The organism is Dyadobacter sp. CY345 (genome assembly GCF_021502725.1).
GTDB lineage: Bacteria > Bacteroidota > Bacteroidia > Cytophagales > Spirosomataceae > Dyadobacter.
Genome location: NZ_JAKFFS010000003.1, coordinates 542,063 through 562,445, shown reverse-complemented (window position 1 = coordinate 562,445; position 20,383 = coordinate 542,063). Strand labels below are relative to the sequence as shown.

The 20,383-nt window shown below is 41.7% G+C and carries 15 protein-coding genes; 10 read left to right on the top strand and 5 right to left on the bottom strand.

Annotated elements, in window-relative coordinates:
* Positions 1-7 precede the first annotated feature (7 nt).
* A complete protein-coding gene (locus tag L0657_RS16205; protein ID WP_235151827.1) occupies positions 8-1,396 on the top strand; it encodes a DUF3748 domain-containing protein in 1,389 nt (462 codons plus the stop codon).
* Here L0657_RS16205 and L0657_RS16200 read toward each other — a convergent pair.
* Together L0657_RS16200 and L0657_RS16195 are read right to left on the bottom strand one after the other, a co-directional pair.
* Positions 1,393-1,959 (bottom strand): Uma2 family endonuclease, encoded by a 567-nt coding sequence (locus L0657_RS16200; protein ID WP_235151826.1) that lies wholly within the window; start codon positions 1,957-1,959, stop codon positions 1,393-1,395. The two genes, L0657_RS16205 and L0657_RS16200, sit on opposite strands and share 4 nt — an antisense overlap.
* Positions 1,960-2,379: 420 nt before the next feature.
* A complete protein-coding gene (locus tag L0657_RS16195) occupies positions 2,380-3,408 on the bottom strand; it encodes a LacI family DNA-binding transcriptional regulator (protein ID WP_235151825.1) in 1,029 nt (342 codons plus the stop codon).
* A gap of 126 nt (positions 3,409-3,534) precedes the next feature.
* On the opposite strand from L0657_RS16195, the gene uxuA reads away from it, so the two are divergent.
* The 5 genes from uxuA to L0657_RS16170 all read left to right on the top strand — a co-directional run bounded on the left by uxuA (position 3,535) and on the right by L0657_RS16170 (position 9,821).
* Positions 3,535-4,737, top strand: a complete 1,203-nt coding sequence (gene uxuA, locus L0657_RS16190; protein WP_235151824.1) for a mannonate dehydratase — start codon at positions 3,535-3,537, stop codon at positions 4,735-4,737.
* Positions 4,738-4,807: 70 nt separating this feature from the next.
* Entirely contained in the window at positions 4,808-5,599 is a 792-nt protein-coding gene (locus L0657_RS16185) for an SDR family NAD(P)-dependent oxidoreductase (protein ID WP_235151823.1), read from the top strand.
* 37 nt (positions 5,600-5,636) lie between these two features.
* Positions 5,637-6,476: a ThuA domain-containing protein gene (locus L0657_RS16180; RefSeq protein WP_235151822.1), complete on the top strand. Its 840-nt coding sequence runs from the start codon at positions 5,637-5,639 to the stop codon at positions 6,474-6,476.
* A gap of 81 nt (positions 6,477-6,557) precedes the next feature.
* On the top strand, positions 6,558-7,994 hold the full coding sequence (locus L0657_RS16175) for a Gfo/Idh/MocA family protein (RefSeq protein ID WP_235151821.1): 1,437 nt from the start codon (positions 6,558-6,560) through the stop codon (positions 7,992-7,994).
* Between the two features lie 147 nt (positions 7,995-8,141).
* Entirely contained in the window at positions 8,142-9,821 is a 1,680-nt protein-coding gene (locus tag L0657_RS16170) for an amidohydrolase family protein (RefSeq protein ID WP_235151820.1), read from the top strand.
* A 185-nt stretch (positions 9,822-10,006) separates the two neighbouring features.
* On the opposite strand, the gene L0657_RS16165 is transcribed toward L0657_RS16170, so the two are convergent.
* On the bottom strand, positions 10,007-10,867 hold the full coding sequence (locus tag L0657_RS16165; protein WP_235151819.1) for an AraC family transcriptional regulator: 861 nt from the start codon (positions 10,865-10,867) through the stop codon (positions 10,007-10,009).
* 154 nt (positions 10,868-11,021) lie between these two features.
* Here L0657_RS16165 and L0657_RS16160 point away from each other — a divergent pair, with 154 nt between their 5' ends.
* Both L0657_RS16160 and L0657_RS16155 read left to right on the top strand, forming a co-directional pair.
* On the top strand, positions 11,022-11,867 hold the full coding sequence (locus tag L0657_RS16160) for a sugar phosphate isomerase/epimerase (RefSeq protein WP_235151818.1): 846 nt from the start codon (positions 11,022-11,024) through the stop codon (positions 11,865-11,867).
* A 290-nt stretch (positions 11,868-12,157) separates the two neighbouring features.
* Positions 12,158-13,018 carry a pirin family protein gene (locus L0657_RS16155; RefSeq protein WP_235151817.1) on the top strand — a complete coding sequence of 287 codons (861 nt, stop codon included), beginning with the start codon at positions 12,158-12,160 and terminating at the stop codon, positions 13,016-13,018.
* Positions 13,019-13,031: 13 nt separating this feature from the next.
* On the opposite strand, the gene L0657_RS16150 is transcribed toward L0657_RS16155, so the two are convergent.
* Both L0657_RS16150 and L0657_RS16145 read right to left on the bottom strand, forming a co-directional pair.
* A complete protein-coding gene (locus L0657_RS16150; protein WP_235151816.1) occupies positions 13,032-14,303 on the bottom strand; it encodes an acyltransferase family protein in 1,272 nt (423 codons plus the stop codon).
* An 86-nt stretch (positions 14,304-14,389) separates the two neighbouring features.
* On the bottom strand, positions 14,390-14,941 hold the full coding sequence (locus L0657_RS16145; RefSeq protein ID WP_235151815.1) for a GNAT family N-acetyltransferase: 552 nt from the start codon (positions 14,939-14,941) through the stop codon (positions 14,390-14,392).
* Positions 14,942-15,226: 285 nt separating this feature from the next.
* On the opposite strand from L0657_RS16145, the gene L0657_RS16140 reads away from it, so the two are divergent.
* Together L0657_RS16140 and L0657_RS16135 are read left to right on the top strand one after the other, a co-directional pair.
* On the top strand, positions 15,227-16,351 hold the full coding sequence (locus L0657_RS16140) for a Gfo/Idh/MocA family protein (protein WP_090341048.1): 1,125 nt from the start codon (positions 15,227-15,229) through the stop codon (positions 16,349-16,351).
* Between the two features lie 100 nt (positions 16,352-16,451).
* Positions 16,452-20,180 carry a PVC-type heme-binding CxxCH protein gene (locus L0657_RS16135; protein WP_235151814.1) on the top strand — a complete coding sequence of 1,243 codons (3,729 nt, stop codon included), beginning with the start codon at positions 16,452-16,454 and terminating at the stop codon, positions 20,178-20,180.
* Positions 20,181-20,383: the final 203 nt, after the last annotated feature.

The following is a 20,383-nucleotide window of genomic DNA, read 5'->3' as shown; positions in this document are numbered from 1 at the left end:
ATAAAAAATGAACAACTTATCTTTGTCTTTGTACCTGTTATCACTTTTTATGTCTACACCAGCCCGCCAATCGGAAAAAGAAAACGACGAAAAACAAATTACCCACGATCTGACCTACAATCACGATCTGGATAATAATGATAATTTTTCCCCGGATGGCAAATGGCTCGTATACGATACCAGAACTGACGAAGGTGGCATTGCGGCTTCACCCAGAATTGAAATGGTAAATATTGAAACTGGCGAAATAAAGACTCTTTTTGAAATAAAAAACAACGAAATCTGGGGACCCGGAGCAGGCGCAGTCAGCTACGGTCCTAATACTAATTCAGTGGTGTTTATTCATGGACTGGCAAATAGTACGAGAGAGAATCCATATCAGCAATGGCGTAGGACGGGTGTAATTATTGAAGATTCAAATCCAAATGTGCCAATTTTTATGGATTCCCGGGATGTTATCCCTCCTTTTACGGCCGGCGCTTTGCGAGGAGGAACCCATCGGCACGAATGGAGTGGAGATGGAAATTGGATCGGTTTCACTTATAATGATGCCATTTTAAAAGCACTGGAAGACTCCACCGGAACCATGAGAAATCTGCGGTCTATTGGTGTTTCAAAAAAAATACAACCGGTTTCGGTAAACAAAAATCCGGAAAACATTTCCGGGGAGTGGTTCAGTGCACTGGTGGTTCGCGTAGTGCCTCAGCCAAAGCCTGGCAGTGATGAAATTAGTCATGCGGCCAGTGATAGTTGGGTTGGCGTAAACGGCTATCGACGTCCTGATGGTAAAATGCAGATGGCAAGAGCTTTTCTGGGAACTGTCACTGATAAAAATGGAAAAAGTGTTCATGAAGTTTTTATCGTAGACATCCCCGAAGACATCACGAAACCCGGAGATCTTGGGCCGTTGGAAGGAACAGACACTGATTTTCCGATGCCTCCAAAAGGAACTGTTCAGCGACGGTTGACTTTTACTGCTAACCAAAAATTTCCAGGATGTTCGGAAATTGTCCGCTCATCGGCCGATGGCAGGTTACTTGCGTTTATTTCGAAGGATGAAAAAGGTATTGAGCAGGTTTTTTTGATTTCACCAGCTGGTGGCGTACCAGAACAATTAACCTACCATGAATCAGACGTATCCGGGAACTTACGCTGGCATCCGGATGGTAACCATCTGAGTTATACTTTGAACGGCAGCATTATTTTATGCAAGATAGGAAAGGAAACTTTCGGAGATAGGATTGAAACATTAACAAAGGCTACGAATCACTTTCCAACAAATATCGTATGGTCGCCTGATGGAAAAATGTTTGCCTTCAACAGATTGGTAGAATCAGAAAATGGGAAGAATGCCTCGTTACAAATATTTATAAAAGAATATCTGTCGAAACATTAAGACTCTTTCTGAAAAGTGATTTTTTTGTAAACAGTCGAGAGCGGTAATTTTAAGCCAAAGTATGGCAGCGAAACAATGCCATCCAAAGTATCGAAGAACTCGACATACCAGCGTTCTTCTTCGCGAATGTAAACTTCAACAAGGCAACTGGACTGTTCAATGATCAGATAGTACTGCAAAGAGGGGATTGACCGATACTCATTAAGTTTAATTATTCTATCTGTTTTTTCCGTGCTTTCTGAAATAACCTCCACGATGAGAACTGGCTCTGTTGCATATTTTATCTTATTTCCGGACTCTTTAAATATCAGAAAATCAGGAATACGAAAAATCCTATCCTGGCTTACCTGCAACTTAACAGAATTTTGAACAAAAATATACGGTCGATCTTCCAGAAGATTTCCTATATAGCGATGAATATTTCCAGCAATCTGATTTGCTGTAACCGATTCTCCTGACATCTCGATTAATTCTCCGTTTACGAATTCGAAACGTCCTTCTTGCGTTTCGCAAAACTTAAAGTATTCTTCCAGGCTGTGAAGTTTTTCGGTTACTGCTTCCATGACAGATTTCTTTTTTTTCAAAAATACATTTTTATTAATTAAATCCTAAGCCCATATTGCAATAGGTAATATTTTAATCAAATGATTCTTAGAACTTTGCGGATAATAAGTAATATCTACTTTGCGGTCACGAAACGCAATGACACACTATGGAAATCGTTTTAAATTTGATCAGCAAATCGATGAAATCACACAAAACAACCGGACTATGAGAATTGAAGAGTTTTTACTGGACCGGGCTGAAAAAAGGGAATCGAACGAGGTAAAGAAAATGGCCGTATTAAGTTTGTAAATTCTCTTTTGAGAGAAAACAGCTTTGACACCGAGAAAATTGCCTCTTCTGCTGGTGGGGTTCTGCGGAATTTGTGGAAAGAATAAAAAGTGAGTATAAAACGAGTATAAAATGAGTATTTAACTACTCTAAACGGAAAAATTTTTCAAAGAAGACGCTCGTATAATGAGCCGGGATTCAAGCACAGTTCTGTTTGAAACATTAATTGGTTCTATCCCTTTTAAATGATTCACCAAAGTTCTTACGGCTGCTTCACCCATTTGCTGACCAGGATAATATACTGTTGTTAAATTAGGCTCTATAACCTGGGAAACGGGGTCGTTATTAAAACCAACTACCGCAATATCATCCGGAATATTAAATCCTTTTTCTTTCAATGCTTTCATGCAATTGACAGCGCAGATATCATTGGAAATGAAAATTCCATCAGGCCGAACCTTCATTTCATTAATTTTTTGAGCAACAAATTTTCCGGCTTCCTGACTTAAATCAGTTATCAAAACCAAATCTTCCTCAACTTCTACTCCGTTTTTTATTAGTGCATTTTGGTATCCGTGCAGACGCCCGGAATAAACGTTTCGTTTCAAATTTCCGGTTACATGCATAATCCGTTTGCATCCCTGATCAATTAAATGAGAAGTGGCCTCAAAACCTGCAAGTTCGTTGTCAATAATCACGCCACTGCATTTTGGATGATCGATGATCCGGTCGAAAAATAATACAGGAACTCCTTTTTTTATGAAGTTTTCAAAATGATCAAACGTTTCCGTATCATAAGCAACAGATGCCAGCAGACCATCCACACGGCTATTAAACATTGTTTTTGCATTAGAAACTTCCTTTTTCGCAGACTCCAGAGATTGGCTGATTAGCAAGTTATATCCTGATTCGTTTGCTTCCTGTTCCATTCCCGCCAAAACAGCTGACATAAAATGACTGTTCAGGCGTGGAACAATGACGCCCAAGGTATTTGTACTGCGGCGGCGAAGATTGCTTGCGAAAGTATTGGAGCGATAGCCCATTTCAGCGGCCTTCGCACCAATCATAATTTTGGTTTTACTATTAATGGCGGGATGATCGTTCAAAGCTCTGCTGACTGTTGCCGGAGATATTTCCAGAATTTTAGCGATATCATAGATTGTAACTTCTTTTTCCATGCTGTCAGGGCGATTTATCATGAAAGGTAACAAAAAAATGGTTGATCAAAATAATTTTTGCAATCGGTTGCAATGCAAATTAATATTTAGATATTTATATGATTAAAACAAATTTCAATACGAGGCATGATACATACAATGCGTTGGTTCGGCCCAAATGATCCGGTTTCATTGATGGATATTCGTCAGGCCGGATGCAGCGGAGTCGTGAGCGCCCTGCACCAGATTCCGGTTGGGGATATCTGGAATTCACAAGCGATCGAGGAAAGAAAACGACTTATCCAAGAAAAGAATAACCAATTTTCCGCGTTAAAATGGCTTGTTGTCGAAAGTCTCCCGGTACATGAGGATATAAAAAAAGGGCTTTCATCGCGTGAGTTTTATATAGACAATTATAAAAAGTCTCTGCGAAATCTTGCAGCTTCCGGCATCAAAACCGTTTGTTACAACTTTATGCCCGTACTTGACTGGTCGCGAACTTCTCTGGATTATCAATTGCCGGAAGGTTCAAAAACGCTTCGGTTTGTCTGGATTGATTTTGCCATTTTTGATTTGTTCATTTTAAAAAGGCCAAATGCAGAAGCAGATTACGAACCGGAAACAAGGATTGCCGCAGAGAGTAAATTTCGGAGTATGTCCGATTATCAGCTTTCGGTCCTGACAAACACCGTTTTATTAGGCTTGCCAGGTTCTGAGGAGGCTTTTGATTTAAATATTTTTCAAAGTTTACTTGATGAATATGCTGATATAGACGATGTTCAGTTAAGAAAAAACCTCTATTATTTCATTTCAAAAGTAGCTCCTGTTGCGCAGGAAGTGGGTATCAATCTTTGCATACATCCCGATGATCCTCCACGTTCACTACTGGGACTGCCTCGCGTAGTGAGTACAGAATCTGACCTCGATCAATTAATGAAAGCATGCGATGTTAGAGCAAATGGAATTACTTTTTGCACGGGCTCGCTAGGTGTCCGGGAAGATAATGACCTGCCTGGTATGATCAAAAGATTTGGCGACAGAATCCATTTTGTTCATTTACGCACTACAAAACGGGAAGAAGGAACGCGAAATTTCCATGAAGCGCCACATTTAAACGGTGATGTCGATATGTACGAAGTTGTTAAGGCATTATTGACAGAAGAGAATAGAAGAAAATCCGCGGGATATGCTGATAGTTTATTACCCATGCGACCGGATCACGGTTTCCAGATGCTGGATGATTTGCAGAAGAAAACCTACCCGGGTTATTCAGCGATCGGGCGTTTGAAAGCACTTGCCGAATTACGTGGATTAGAAATGGCAATAGCCCGATCTCCTTCATTGGTTTAAAAATAGTCGCCTCCGACTTGGTCTAGTCAAGCCGATTTTGAAAAACTTTTACCAACTATCAGTTAATACAATGCCGGAATCAATATTTAAAGAAGATCAATTACAACCCTCAGTTTTTTCACTTGAAGGAAAAGTCGCCCTGATAACCGGTGGTGGTAGCGGCATCGGGTTTCACATTGCACAATGTATGGTAAACGCTGGCGCAAGTGTCGTTTTAACTGGACGCAGAGAATCCGTTTTACAGGAAGCTGTCGAAAAATTAGGGGAGAAAGCTACTTATTTCGTCAATGACATCACACAGCTTGATACGATTCCATTGTTGGTGGCTGATATTGAAAAACAATGCGGACCGATTGATATTCTGGTAAATAATGCCGGAATCAATATGAAGAAATTTGCTGTGGAAGTGACGGACGCTGATTTTGACAAGGTCATACAAACGAACTTACATGCTGTTTTCTCCATGACACGTGAATGTGGAAAACGAATGATCGAACGAAAATCCGGCTCCATTATCATGATCACATCCATGGCCGCTATTTATGGAATTGACCGGGTTGTAGCATATACTGCTTCCAAATCAGCTATTGCAGGTATGGTAAAGGCTTTAACGACTGAATTTTCTCCATATAACGTAAGGATCAATGCCGTTGCACCAGGATTTATAGAAACGCCCATGATGCTAACCGCCATGAACGGAGATCCTTCCCGGCGGGACAAAGCAATGGACCGAACACCCATGGGTACCTGGGGAAAACCAGAAGATATCGGATGGGCCGCGGTATTTCTGGCTTCCAGTGCCGCAAAATTCATTACCGGTGTGTCGCTTCCTGTTGATGGTGGAAATTCCATAGGTTTTTAAACATTTTATTCCTTAACCTTAAAACGAACATTTAGTAATGAAGAGAAAACCCTATGGAAATTTAGCATGTTTCGTTCTGCTTCTTGCATTGGCATTTTTCACTTTTCCAGTACACGCACAAAAGATAAAATGGAATAAGGTCAAAATTCTGGTTTATACTAAAAATGGAAAAGGTTATGTACATGACAATATTGCCAATTCTGTTGAGGCGATTCAGGCTTTGGGAAAACAGCATGGCTTTGTTGTTGATGTAAGCGACGATCCATCAAAATTTACAGATGAAAATCTGAAACAATATGATGCCTTGGTTTTTTCAAATACCAATAATGACGTTTTTGATACTGATGCTCAACGCGTTGCTCTGATGCGCTACATACAGGCTGGTGGAAATTTCGTTGGATTACACTCAGCTTGTGGTACAGAAAGGAGCTGGACATGGTTTAAAAATATGCTGGGAGGAACATTTTTCTGGCATGAACCGGGACAAAGTTTTTCGGTAAATATTCTTGACTCAAAAAATCCGTCACTGGCACATTTACCAAAAAAGTGGGATCGTGAAAAAGATGAGTTTTATTTTTTGAAAGAAATGAGCGTAAACCTGAACGTTCTGGCGGTCAACGATCACACCTCGATTCAAAAACCTGCGGGAAAAGCGCTTGATACTTTTGGAACGGTATTCCCGTCTGTTTGGTGGCATGAGTACGATGGCGGACGTGCGTTTTACACTTCCATAGGACATGAAAAAGATGACTATTTAAAAGACGACTTAAGAAAGCATATTCTTGGAGGAATTGAATGGGCGATTGGACCACAAAAACTGCGGAATTACAGCAAAGCCTACGCAAAATCTCCATCCGACGAAGTCAAGACCAACTAGGCCTGAAAGGCCGACATACCTTAACATAGGGCATCGCCCTATGGGGCTTACCATCTCCATCACCCAACAATCCTGAATCCTATGCATAACTCAGAAGAAAATAATCAAAGCAGAAGATCATTTCTAAAAACTGCTGGAACCGGTACCGCAGGTATAATCGCCGCGTCCATGTTCCCAACCATCGTTCCCGCCAGTGTTTTCGGGAAAAACGCGCCAAGTAATAAAATTAATATTGGACAGATCGGATTTGGCCGGATTGGCTCCTCTCACGATTTACCGGAAATTATAAAAAATGAAGCAGCGCATGTGATCGCAGTGTCAGATCTGGACAAAAACCGTTTGGCACAGGGTAAAATCTGGATTGAAAAAAAATATGCTGAACGTACCGGAAAGGAAAAATATCTGGACGTAAAAACCTACGACGATTATCATGAAATTCTGGCGAGAAAAGATATTGATGCCGTAATCATCAGTACGCCGGATCACTGGCATGCGCAGCCAGCCATGGAAGCAGCCGTAGCCGGAAAACATATCTACATGCAAAAGCCAACTTCCCTTACTATCCGTGAAGGAAGACAAATGGCTGATATGGTGATCAAGAAAAAAGTCATTTTCCAGCTTGGCAGCCAGCAACGATCCATGAATCCCTGGCCGCAATTTAAAAGAACTTGTGAACTGGTGCGGAATGGCAGGATTGGTAAACTGAAAAAAGTATACGTCGGACTTCCTGGTGATCCTGCCGGAGGAAACCCTGATAAAATGCCCGTTCCTTCTAATTTAAATTATGATATGTGGCTGGGTTCAACACCTGACATTTATTATACTTTGGACCGGGTACATTCTCAGACTGATATGCTGAATCAGCGTCCGGGATGGTTACGCTTGGAACAATTTGGTGCAGGAATGATCACAGGCTGGGGTTCTCACCATATTGACATAGCCCATTGGGGAATGGATACCGAATTAACCGGGCCAATTGAAATTGAAGGAAAAGCAACGTTTCCTGCACAAGGATCAGGATTATGGGATGTCCACGGCGACTTTTTAGTCAATTCAAAATATGCAAACGGCGTTGAAATGGAAATTGGCGGAACAAATCCAAACGGCGTAAAATTTGAAGGAACCGAAGGCTGGATATTTGTCTCACGTGGAAACGTCGGCGTAACTGCTTCCGATCCTGGCGCCGCAGCAGCTGCGAAAGAGAATAAAGCATTTTATGCAAGTGATCCGAAAATTCTCGGATCGGTGATCGGGCAGGATGAAATTCACTTATACGAAAGTCCGGAACAACACCAGAATTGGATTGAAAGTATACAGAGTGGCAAACAAACGATAAGTCATGCAGAAATCGCGCAGCGCTCCTGCACCGCTTGTCTTCTGGCGCATACTGCAATGAAGCTTGGCCGAAAACTTAAATGGGATCCTAAAAAAGAAGATTATATTGGTGATAAAGAAGCCAGTGCAACTTTGTCAAGACCGCAACGCGGACCTTATGGAACGACCAAGGTGAAAGGTTAAGAAAATCTAAACAAAAAAATCCCTCCGAAATTGAAGTTTGGGGGGATTTTTTTTGTTTGTATCGAATCTTTTTTGTTTGATTGATTTCTGGTAAGTTATTTGGCCTAAATTGGATAAAAACTGACCTAACCCCGAAATCTTAGCTTCATGAAACATTTGCTGCCCTCACTTCTTCTCTGCGCCTGCCTTTTTTCTTGTTCTTCAAAAAATAAGTATGATACAATCATTCGGAATGGTACGATCTATGATGGAAATGGGGAAAAACCTGTCATGGCTGATATTGCCATTAATGCCGATACCATCGCCTTCATTGGTGACCTGAAAAATGAAAAGGCTAAAAATGAAATTGATGCAAAAGGACAAGCTATTGCACCTGGTTTTATAAACATACTGAGCTGGGCAACAGAATCTTTGATTCATGATGGACGAAGCCAAAGTGATATTCGTCAGGGTGTAACTCTGGAAGTGATGGGAGAAGGTAGCAGCATGGGCCCATTAAACCCGAAAATGAAATCTGACCTGCAAAAGGGCCAGGGCGATGTTAAGTATAAAATCGATTGGAATACACTTGGAGAATATTTGAATTTTCTCGAAAAGAAAGGTATAAGCTGTAATGTCGCGTCATTTATCGGAGCCGGTACAGTAAGAACTTATGTTGTGGGCGAAGATAACCGCAAAGCCACGCCGGCCGAATTGGATAGTATGAGATTACTGGTAAAAACAGCCATGGAAGAAGGCGCGATGGGTGTGGGTTCGTCATTAATTTATCCTCCCGATTTTTTCGCAAATACACAAGAACTGATCGCGCTGTGCAAGGAAGCATCGAAACACGGCGGTATGTACATTTCGCATTTACGCAGCGAGGGGAATAAGCTGGAAGAAGCTGTTGAAGAATTGATTACAATCTCAAAAGAAGCCAACATCCCTGCCGAAATATATCACCTTAAAGCAGCTGGAAAAGATAATTGGAAGAAAATGGATGCTGTCATTAAACGTATTGAAAAAGCGCGAGCAGAAGGTTTGCGCATAACTGCTGACATGTACACATACCTGGCCGGTGCCACAGGACTTACCGCTTCGCTTCCTCCTTCTTTGCAGGATGGCGGTTTTGGAAAATTATGGCTCCGTCTGCAGGATCCGGCAATCAGAGCTAAAATGGCGATAGCGATGAAAACAAATCCCTCAGACTGGGAAAACCTTTATTACGGCGCCGGATCAGCTGAAAAAGTATTGTTGCTTGGCTTCAAGCAAGATTCTCTAAAAAAGTATACGGGAAAAACTTTGGCAGAAGTCGCCAAAATAAGAGGTAAATCTCCTGAAGAAACTGCCTTGGATCTTATCGTTCATGACAGCACCAGAATTGGCGCTGCATATTTTTTAATGAATGAGGAAAATGTAAAAAAACAGGTGGCGTTACCCTGGGTAAGCTTTGGATCAGATGAAGGTAGTTTTTCGCCGGAAGGGGTTTTTCTAAAATCGCAGCCACATCCACGGGCCTATGGAAATTTCATTCGTGTGATCGGGCATTATTCAAGGGATGAAAAATTGTTGCCATTGGAGAAGGCGATTTACAAGCTGGCCAAACTACCTGCAACAAACTTAAAACTCAAAAAACGTGGAGAACTTAAAGTTGGTAATTACGCTGATGTGGTAGTTTTTGATCTCAAAAAAGTGAAAGACCTGGCTACTTACGACAAACCTCAGCAATTTGCCACCGGTATTTCTGATGTTTTTGTGAACGGCGTATCTGTTTTAAAAAATGGCGAACACACCGGTGCAAAACCCGGGAAATTTGTAAAAGGTCCCGGCTACAAAACCAACGACTAATAGCCCTGAAAGGGCGTTATATTTTAGAATAGGGCAACGCCCTATTAATTTGGCAATGTACGTTTTTATTCATATCAATCATCGCATATTCCGTGCGAGTTGCTAATTCCCAACGGGCGTTTACCCGTGAATTTCCCAAGGGCGTTACCCGAGGCTAAGATATAACGCACTTTCAGGGCTAAGTTTCAATAATTGGCTTTGTATTCTCTTGGCGTGTGGCCGATGTAACGTTTGAAGTTCCGGTTAAAATTTGACAAAGAATCAAAACCGCTATCGTAGGCGATTTGCGCGATTGTCCATTGATCCTCCAAAAGCAGTTTACAAGCATGCCCAACCCTGATTTCATTTACAAAATCAATAAAAGTTTTGTTGGAACGTGCTTTGAAATAACGACAAAACGCAGCTTCACTCATACCTGCAAGCGACGCGACATCTCCCAGCCTGATTTCCTGGGCGAAATGCTGAAGCACATAGTTATGCACTTTTTGCATTCTTTCAGTTTCTGAAACTTTGTAGGTATTGACGTATCCGTAACTGGCTATCGGACTTCCCGCCATGCCATGAGCAAGTTTATCAAGCAGTGTGAGCAGCCTTAAAATACCCTGGAAACCTTCTGCATTTCTCAATTCTAGAAGCTCCTCGCGAATGTGATCCCGAATGGGGCCTCTATACTCTATCCCCCGCTTAGAATCAATTAGTAGTTGCTTTAAATGAAGCATTTCCGATTTTTCGAAAAAATCTTTTCCTAAAAAATCTTCCTGAAAATAAAGAACCACACCATGTGTGAAAAGCTCTGAGCTGCCTCCAAAATAAGCCGGATCGCTTCTCCATAAATGTGGAATATCAGGCCCTAAAAAAACGGTATCACCTGGTTCAAACGTCTGGATGGAATCTCCTATCAGTCTCTTTCCCGTTCCTTCCAAAACTGTAAAAAGCTGATAGTGAGGATGAAAATGCCAGTTCGGGTCAAAATGATGTTCCCTGAGTTCATGAACCGTTACTGACCTTACCTGACTTTCAACGTTTTTGTGAATCGGCGCTTTCATAGGAATTATTGACTTATCTGAATTTTGCCAAAAATAATGAACATATTTAAAACAAAAGTCAAAATACAGCTAGTTCTAATCAAATGAGGAAAAGTATTTAGTATTTTGTTGTTGTAAAATTGTATTAAAAAAAACAATCTGCATGAAGTATAGCATGAATCTCCTTCTATGGGGAAATCAAATTGACGATAAACTCTTCCCTACCCTCGAGTTGATTAAAGAAATAGGATTTGACGGAATTGAGGTGCCGATATTTAATACCAATCCTGATCACTGGTTTAAATTTCGCAAAAAGTTGGACGACATAGGGTTATCCTGCGAAACCGATACGATTTGTGGTCCAGACAACCACTTAATCAGCCAGGATCCTGCTATGCGGAAAGGAACTCTGGAACATTTGAAACGTGCATTGGATTGCTCGCTTGTTCTGGGAGCAACCAAATTGATGGGCCCATACCATTCTGCATTGGGCGTTTTTACCGGTCAGCCTGCGACGGCAGATGAATGGAAATGGGCGGTTGACAGCATCAGAGAACTGGCGGATTATGCCGGCGAACTTGATATTACGCTGGGACTCGAATATTTAAACCGATTTGAATTATATCTTACCAGCTGCGGTGATGAACTGATCCGTTTTGTCGATGATGTAAATCACCCAAATTGCAAGATCATGTTTGATACGTTTCACGCTAATATTGAAGAGAAAAATATAGGCGATACCATGCGAAAAATGGGCGACCGGATTTCTTTTATTCAGCTTTCTGAAAATGACCGGTCGACTCCTGGCAAAGGGAACGTAGATTGGGAAGGAATTTTTGGTGCGATCCGTGATCTTAAATATGATGGCTGGATCAGTATTGAAGCGTTTAGCCCTAAATTACCTGTTGCCAATATCTGGCGGAAAATGTTTGAATCGGAAGAACAATTAATGCGAGACGGTTTGTCGTTTATCAAATCCAACATTGAAAATCCGCAAATAATTAGGCCGGTTACTTTTTAGTAATTGCTGTTTTTTACCGGTCGGACGGCGAAAAAGCCGACCGACCGGCTGCCCGTCCGACGGCTTTTCCGCCGTCGGACGGGTAAATAAAAAATACGATCCAAACTATAATTGCCAGATCTTCCGCCCTCGGACGGGTAAATAAAATCAAGCTCCCAAATTAGGTTTCTAAATTTCCCACCATCGGACGGATAAGAAACTCACTCGCCATCAGAAATTCTCCAACACCTCCATTCTAAAACTATTCTTCCCCAAATTGCATTATTAAATAAAAACGAGAAGAATACTTCATGAAACAGATCATTGCAAAATATAAGGCGGCATATACTGATATGAGTGGCCTGGATACCTATCGCGTCATGCCTTCGCAGGAAGTTGCCATCGATGCGCTCGAACCATTTCTTTTTTTGAATCATCACGGGCCACAGGTTTATCCAGCCAATAATCGGGGATTGCCTTTCGGTCCGCATCCCCATAAGGGTTTTGAAACGGTCACTTTTATTATTGATGGAGATATCGTTCACACAGACAGCACAGGATATAATAGCAAAATTGGAGCTGGCGGAATCCAATGGATGACTGCCGGGAAAGGAATTATCCACTCTGAAAATTCTTCAAAAGAATTTCTCAAAAACGGAGGAAATGTTGAAATTCTCCAACTTTGGGTAAACCTGCCGGCCAGACTAAAAAACGTCGACCCTGCCTATATCGGACTGCAAAAAGATCAGATCCCGCATGTAAATCCGGATGGAGGAAAAGTCGTTATCGATGCTGTATCAGGAATTTGGGAAGGTCAAAAAGGTGCCATCGAATCACTTGCTGACATTCATTTGGCGACAATCGCTTTTGAAGCAGGAGGAAAATTTGAGATCCCGATCCCTGAAAACAGAACGGTTTTATTTTATATCATCAACGGAAAGCTGAATGTCAACGGAGATGAAATTGATAAGCTCACGCTGGTTGAATTCGATGAGAAAGCCGGAACAATTCATATCGAAGCTACTGAAAAAAGTTTGTTATTAATTGGTCATGCCTCACCGAATAATGAACCTGTCGTTGCTCAGGGACCCTTTGTAATGAATACAAGGTTAGAAATCCAGGAAGCATATGCTGACTATCAGGAAGGTAAATTTGGTAAGTGGAGACATTAATTTTGCAGAATATCTAGACCTTGAATACGAGTTTCTTCCGGTAGAGAATATACAATATGACAAACCACAATGTCAGATAGGCTAGTGCATATGCAAATGACGCATCTGCCGGATCCTGAAAAATCGGAGAGAGAATAAACTGATAAAAATAAGCTTGTAAACCAATGGGAATATGGGTAGGATCGTTTGGGTAATTAATCGTTATGCTGCTCAAAACCCGGGGAATTATCCCGGAAAAGAAAAATACGACCATAGGATTTACTCCAAATATTACGAAGAATTTCGTCCAGCCAGAAATGCCTAATACGTCAATAACATAATACAAAATCACCAGACAAACAGACGCGATTCCGGCGGCGTACAAGACATAGGAACTTGTCCAAAGTGCCTTGTTGATAGGAAACACGACGTTCCATAACAAACCTATAACGATCGCGAGAATCGATCCGGTTAACAGATAAAGCGCCTTTTTATCTTTTGAAAGATGGCTGGTTAGTAACGTTCCGACTAAAAGTCCGGCAATTCCTGTCCCGATAGCTGGGAGGGTGCTCAAAATTCCTTCTGGGTCCCAGGTTTTTGAAGTTGCCCAAAGGTGGCCCGGAAGCAAGTAATTATCAAGCCAGGCGGCAAGATTTGTTCCTTTTTCAAAGTTCGGCTCACCAACTCCTGGTACTGGAATTAATGTCATTAAACCCCAATAGACCAACAAAACAGCAATACCAAGGAAAGCCTGTGTTTTCCAGTTTGTTTTAAGATATAAAAAAGAAACGATCAAATAAACAACAGCGATTCTTTGCAGAACACCTGGAATCCTCACGTTTTCATAGTCAGCAAAGCCACCGAAAGCAAGGATCATCATAACTGCAAACATTCCTGACGCTGCATAAAATTGAAGTTTTCGGTCATAATCACTGAAAAGTGCCAGCACGACAATTGCAGTTATTACCAATCGAATACCAAGTAACAGCAGACCTTCAAGTCCAAATGCCTGAATTTTTGAGAAAAAACTTAGAAATAAACCCAGACAGAAAATCCTTAACGTTCTTGTAATTATTTTTTGTATCGAACTGGCATTCAGATTTTTGTTTGGAGTTGCTAAAACAACAGACACACCAACAATAAAAAGGAAAGTAGGAAATACGAGATCCGTCGGTGTGCAACCGTGCCATTCTGCATGAAGCAACGGAGAATAAACGTGTCCCCAATCGCCTGGATTGTTAACGATCGTCATGAGCATAATGGTCAGCCCACGCAGGACGTCCAATGAAATAAGACGCGTTTTCATTTATTTCTTTTTAAAGGTTAGGAAAGCGCAAGGTACTGTTTTTTCAAAAGTTACTAAAACTATTTAGCAGCCATTAATGTGGGCTATTACAACTCCTTAACCATATGAAAATACTGATGTCCCATAAAATCCTTCTTTCCAACGTCCCAAAAACCGAGCTTCTCATACAACTTTTTCGCCGAAGGATTTTCTATATCCACGATAAGCCCGACTCGTTGAAAACCAAGTTTCTCAGCATGGTCGCAAAATGCTGCAATTAATTTTTTCCCTAGACCTTTCCCCTGTTGAGAAGTATCAACATTTACACAATCGAGGTAATATTCGCCCGCTTCGGTCTCATCGCCCGGATAAAAGTCAGGATCGGATTTATGCAATTCGTCCAGGATGGGCTGCCGTAATTCGTGAAGCAATTTCCCATCATAACCAGTGACAGCACCTACGATCCCAAATTCATTTTCATACACCAAAGTATTCTCGTAACTATATTGGTTTTTATCATGCCTGAAAAAAATTTCTACAAACGGAATGGCATCCTCGTGGTTTTCTGACTTGGCAAAGATCCCTGCGATGTGCCCCAGCGCAAGAATCATTAACGGGGCTACTGCTTCTGCATCCTCAGGTTTTGCTGGTCTGATCATCGTTTATTTTTCGTAATATTTAATTTAAAAACTTTGTAAGTATTTTTTTTGGTATAGCTTTATTTTGCTCAAAAGACAGCGCAGATTTAAAAACAAGTCAAAATACAGTTAGTACTAATCAAAAGACGTAAAGTTTTTAGCATTATTTTGCTGTAAAATTGTATTGTTAATAAAAGAGTGGGGCAAAATACAATTCGTTATCAGAGGTTACATCGAAAATACCGTATTAGTGCTCTGAATTATATCCTAATTACTTTATCCGAATCTTTAATCCTTTACTATTATATGTCACAAAAAATTAACATTGCTATTGTTGGTCTCGGTTTCGGAGCTGAATTTATTCCTATTTATCAGCGTCACCCAAACGCTAATATGTATGCAATTTGTCAGCGTACAGAGTCAAAATTAAACGCAGTGGGCGACCAGTATGGTATTGATGTTCGTTACACAAGTTATGAAGACCTTTTGAATGACCCAAAAGTAGACGCAGTTCATATTAACTCGCCTATTCCAAATCATGCAGAGCAAACTTTAAAGGCACTTCGTGCAGGAAAACACGTTGCCTGTACAGTTCCAATGGCAACCAGCGTTGAAGATTGTATGGAAATTGTTAAGGTTTGTAAAGAAACCGGCAAGAAATACATGATGATGGAAACGGTGGTTTATGCTCGTGAATTCCTGTTTGTGAAAGAATTATATGAAAAAGGAGAACTGGGTAAAATACAATTCCTGAAAGCCAGTCATCAGCAGGATATGGAAGGATGGCCTGACTACTGGCCAGGTTTGCCTCCGATGCATTACGCGACGCATTGTGTAGGTCCGGTAGCCGGATTGTTAAAATTGGAAGCTGAATATGTATCCTGTTTTGGTTCAGGGACGATCAGTGAAGATTTGGCAAAAATCCATAACTCGCCATTTGCTGTGGAATCTGCACATATTAAATTCAAGGATAGCGACTTGTCGGCTTATGTATACCGGTCGCTATTTGATGTAGCTCGTCAATACCGCGAAAGTTTTGAAGTTTACGGAAGCAAAAAATCTTTCGAATGGCCGTTGATCGAAGGGGAAGACCCCGTGATCCATACTGCTAAAAAACCGGAACATGAGATTGCTGAGCATGTAAAAACGCCGGATTACGCGCATTTGCTACCCGAAGAAATTCAGCAGTTTACGGGACACGGAGTTTATGATGCTGATGATAATTCACACCTTTCGTTTGTACAAGGAGGCGGTCATGGTGGATCACACCCGCATTTGGCTAACGAATTTATTGCGGCGCTAATCGAAGATCGTGACCCGTTCCCAAATGCATGGCAATCTGCAAACTGGACAAGTGTTGGTATCCTGGCGCATGAATCGGCTTTGCAGGGCGGTGCTTTGATTCAGTTGCCTGATTTTAAAAATGCCTGAAAGAGTTAAAGGGTATTCAGATATTATGGTGCTGAGCACCAAAGTAATTTGCGATGCACCATAATATTACCAGACTTACAAATAAATCCTTAATAACTAAATGAAAACCAAAGCTTTATCTTTTATAATTGGCATTATTCTTCTGGGATGTGCCGTCCAGCAATCCTCACAAAATGCTGTGAGTAAAACTGAGGCCGCAAAGGGTCGCAGGATTGAGGTGCTTTTCCTGGGAGATACGATCGGACATCACAAATCCTCTGAACGTGCGCCTCAAATCATGGCGGCACTGGGGCCTAAGGGAATTAACTTCACTTACACTGACGATTTGAATGACCTGAATCCGGAAACATTGAACAAGTACGATGCATTAATGCTTTATGCAAACTGGGACTCAATTGCTCCGCAACAGGCCAAAGCATTATTGGATTATGTTGCCAGCGGCAAAGGATTTATTCCGGTTCACTGCGCATCCTATTGCTTCCGTAACAATCCGGAAGTTGTAAAATTAATCGGAGGTCAGTTCTGGAGACATACCTGGGATACCATTCAGCCTGTCTGGACAAAGCCTGAACATCCGGCACTTGCTGGTGTAAAGTCTTTCAAAACGGTTGACGAAACTTATTTACACAAATTATTACAACCTGACAATGTGATCCTTACCGAGCGCATTATTCAAAAAGATCAGGAGAAAGATAAACCTGGTGTTGAAAAAGAGCCTTACACATGGGTTCGTACGCATGGAAAAGGACGCGTTTTCTACACAGCATATGGCCACGACGAACGTACCTGGGCAGTTCCTGGTTTTCATGATCTGATTGAAAAAGGAATTCTTTGGGCAGTGAATGATGATGCTAAAAAATCATTTGCAGCCTTGGCTCCAAAACCTTTCGAATACAGAGAAGCAAAACTTCCGAACTACGAACAGCGTCCGGGTGCTCAGATGCAGCAATTGCCACTTTCTCCGGAAGAATCGGTGAAACATATCCAGATTCCGGTTGATTTCACATTGGATATTTTCGCGCATGAACCTGACGTGATGCACCCGATCGCGATGACTTGGGATGAGCGCGGAAGATTATTTGTACTGATCACAAAGGATTATCCAAATGAAAGAAAAGATACGGGCGGAAGCGATTATATCCTGATTTGCGAGGATACGGATAAGGATGGCAAAGCTGATAAATTCACGAAATTTTCGGATGATCTGAGTATACCGACGGGATTGGTTTTCGCAAACGGCGGTCTGATTGTATCACAGGCTCCTCATATGTTGTTCTTGCAGGATACTGACGGAGATGATAAAGCGGATGTTAAGAAAATTCTTTTCAGCGGATTTGGAACGGGTGATACACACGCCGGACCTTCTAACCTGCATTATGGTTTCGACAACTGGGTTTACGGATCAGTAGGATATTCTGGTTTTAAAGGTAAAGTTGGAAAAAGTGATAACCTGGATTTTGGACAAGCACTTTTCCGTTTCAAACCTGATGGTACAGATATGGAGATTGTCGCAAAAACTTCAAATAATACCTGGGGATTAGGCTTTAACGAAGCGGGCGATTTGTTCGGTTCTACGGCAAATAACTCCCACGGATGGTATAGCGCAATCCCAAACCGTTATTTTGGAGCAAGCAAAGTTGACAACGGAAGCCGCAGTACAGATACGCACAAAGACATGCAGCCGATCACGCCGAAAGTTCGCCAGGTTGACGTTTTTGGAGGTTTTACTGCCGCTGCCGGACATAATTTCTACACTGCCCGTGCCTATCCAAAAAAATATTGGAATAACGTAGCATTTGTATCTGAACCAACGGGACATATTCTTCACCAGAATTTTATGGACAAAAACGGAACGGATTACGAAGATAAACTTGGCTTCAACTTACTTGCTGGTGCTGACGAATGGGTTGCCCCTGTTTTTGCAGAGGTAGGCCCGGATGGTGCCGTTTGGATTGCTGACTGGTATAGCTACATTATCCAACATAACCCAACACCGAAAGGATCTGAAAACGGTGCAGGAAATGCTTATGAAACGCCTTTGAGAGACTTTACACATGGTCGTCTTTACCGTGTGGCCTATAAAAAAGCACCGGCATATAAGCCTGTCACGTTGAGCAAAAGCCGTCCGGAAGAACTGGTAGCTACGTTGAAAAACACCAATATGTTATGGAGACGCCATGCACAAAGATTGTTGGTAGAACGTGGACAGAAAGATGTGGTCCCTCAGCTTATAACTTTGGTAAACGATAAATCTGTTGATGAAGTTGGTTTAAATACTGCTGCCATTCATGCCTTGTGGACACTTCACGGATTGAATTCGATGGAAGATCCACAAGTTCTGACCGCCGTAAATGCTGCGCTTAAACATCCAAGTAATGCGGTTCGCAAAACTGCCGTTCAGGTTTTGCCTCGTACCGCTGCTTCGGCCCAGACTTTGCTTTCTGCTGATGCTTTACATGACAAAGAGCCCTTGGTTGTGTTAAATACACTTTTAGCTTTCTGTGAAATTCCTCTGACACCGGAAATTGAAACGGCTGTTCTTGGACTTCTTGACAGTTACGCGCAAGCTGACGACCGTTGGATGCCAGATGCTTTTGCAGCGATTTTGAACGCACATGACGGCAAACTGCGCCAGAAATATTTGGCTCAGCGCGTAAGCAAATCGGGATCTCAAAAGTCAGCCGGAACGGATTCTAAGAAAGCAGTGATGGATCATTCAAAAATGAATCACGACAATCATGAAGCAAATAAGGTGACTGTTCAAGGCTCGGCTGAGCTTGCCATTACGAATATTACCATCGAACCTGCGACGCCTTATGTTCGTGAATATGCGCGTGTTGTGATTGAAATTACAAACCAGGGAAGCGTTGCAGTACCAAAAGAGCTGGTTCCGGTTGTGAATGTGGGTATCAGAAGCCGTTCTTTGAATACCAATTATGTTAGTCGTCAGTTAAACGCAGGTATTGCACCCGGCGAAACCATTAAACTAACAGAAGGGAACAACGGCCCATGGAAAGCCGGTTTCGGATTTACATCAGATGAGTCAGGAAAAGTGAGCGTAACGGCAACTGTTGATGTTGACAACGTGGTTCCTGAAAAAGATGAGAACAAAAATAACACCATGAGCAAAAGTTTCGAAGTGAAACGTCTGGACCGTTTGTCTGACTTTGCGTTGGAAAGAGCTGCACGTGGTTATACTTCTTATGCTTCGGGCGACGAAGTGCTTGATATGATCAAAACGGCAGAATCGCTTGATCCGCAGGGAAGAAATGCGGTTTTGAAAGGAGTTCTTGGCGCATGGAATCCAAAGCGTAAAGAAACACTTTCTGATGCCAACCGCACCTTACTTGCCTCTGTAAAAGGAAATATCCAAGATGATTTAAGCACGAAGTTTACAACGCTTATGGAGTCTTATGGTATCAAGGATGAAGTTGCTTCTGATCCAAATGTTCAGATCGTTCGCATCAAGGCAATTCGCGAGGAGATGAAATTCAGTGTTACCGAGTTTACAGCAGTAGCAGGAAAAACAGTTGAAATCATCTTCGAAAATCCGGATGCGATGCAGCATAATATTGTTGTTGGAAAACCTAAAACAACAGCCATTATTGGTGCAGCAGCTGATAAAATGATTACAGCAAAAGATGGTGCTGAGAAAAATTATGTACCAAATATCCCTCAAATTATTGCAGCGACGCCATTGGTGAACCCGGAACAAACCTATCGTTTGAAATTCGTGGTACCAAAAGAGGTTGGTGATTATCCTTACGTTTGCACATTCCCAGGCCACTGGCGTCTGATGACAGGTGTTATGAAAGTAGTAAAAGAATAAAAAATTCAGCTGGCCGTTGCTTCGGTGACGGCCAGTTTTAATACTGTATTTTTATAAGATTTTTTACACTCATCTCTCATATCAATCTACCGGCCTATGAATAAACCATCACTAAAAGCTTACAGGAACGTTTATTAGTTCACGTTCAACAAATCCTCTTCTTTAAACCATAAGAATGTACTTTTCAGCTATAAGAGCACTGT

Coding starts and splice junctions, on each gene's coding strand:
- L0657_RS16205 (WP_235151827.1), top strand. CDS start 8: ATGAACAACTTATCTTTGTCTTTGTACCTGTTATCACTTTTTATGTCT.
- L0657_RS16155 (WP_235151817.1), top strand. CDS start 12,158: ATGAAACAGATCATTGCAAAATATAAGGCGGCATATACTGATATGAGT.
- L0657_RS16145 (WP_235151815.1), bottom strand. CDS start 14,941: ATGATCAGACCAGCAAAACCTGAGGATGCAGAAGCAGTAGCCCCGTTA.
- L0657_RS16195 (WP_235151825.1), bottom strand. CDS start 3,408: ATGGAAAAAGAAGTTACAATCTATGATATCGCTAAAATTCTGGAAATA.
- uxuA (WP_235151824.1), top strand. CDS start 3,535: ATGATACATACAATGCGTTGGTTCGGCCCAAATGATCCGGTTTCATTG.
- L0657_RS16150 (WP_235151816.1), bottom strand. CDS start 14,303: ATGAAAACGCGTCTTATTTCATTGGACGTCCTGCGTGGGCTGACCATT.
- L0657_RS16180 (WP_235151822.1), top strand. CDS start 5,637: ATGAAGAGAAAACCCTATGGAAATTTAGCATGTTTCGTTCTGCTTCTT.
- L0657_RS16135 (WP_235151814.1), top strand. CDS start 16,452: ATGAAAACCAAAGCTTTATCTTTTATAATTGGCATTATTCTTCTGGGA.
- L0657_RS16185 (WP_235151823.1), top strand. CDS start 4,808: ATGCCGGAATCAATATTTAAAGAAGATCAATTACAACCCTCAGTTTTT.
- L0657_RS16170 (WP_235151820.1), top strand. CDS start 8,142: ATGAAACATTTGCTGCCCTCACTTCTTCTCTGCGCCTGCCTTTTTTCT.
- L0657_RS16140 (WP_090341048.1), top strand. CDS start 15,227: ATGTCACAAAAAATTAACATTGCTATTGTTGGTCTCGGTTTCGGAGCT.
- L0657_RS16175 (WP_235151821.1), top strand. CDS start 6,558: ATGCATAACTCAGAAGAAAATAATCAAAGCAGAAGATCATTTCTAAAA.
- L0657_RS16200 (WP_235151826.1), bottom strand. CDS start 1,959: ATGGAAGCAGTAACCGAAAAACTTCACAGCCTGGAAGAATACTTTAAG.
- L0657_RS16160 (WP_235151818.1), top strand. CDS start 11,022: ATGAATCTCCTTCTATGGGGAAATCAAATTGACGATAAACTCTTCCCT.
- L0657_RS16165 (WP_235151819.1), bottom strand. CDS start 10,867: ATGAAAGCGCCGATTCACAAAAACGTTGAAAGTCAGGTAAGGTCAGTA.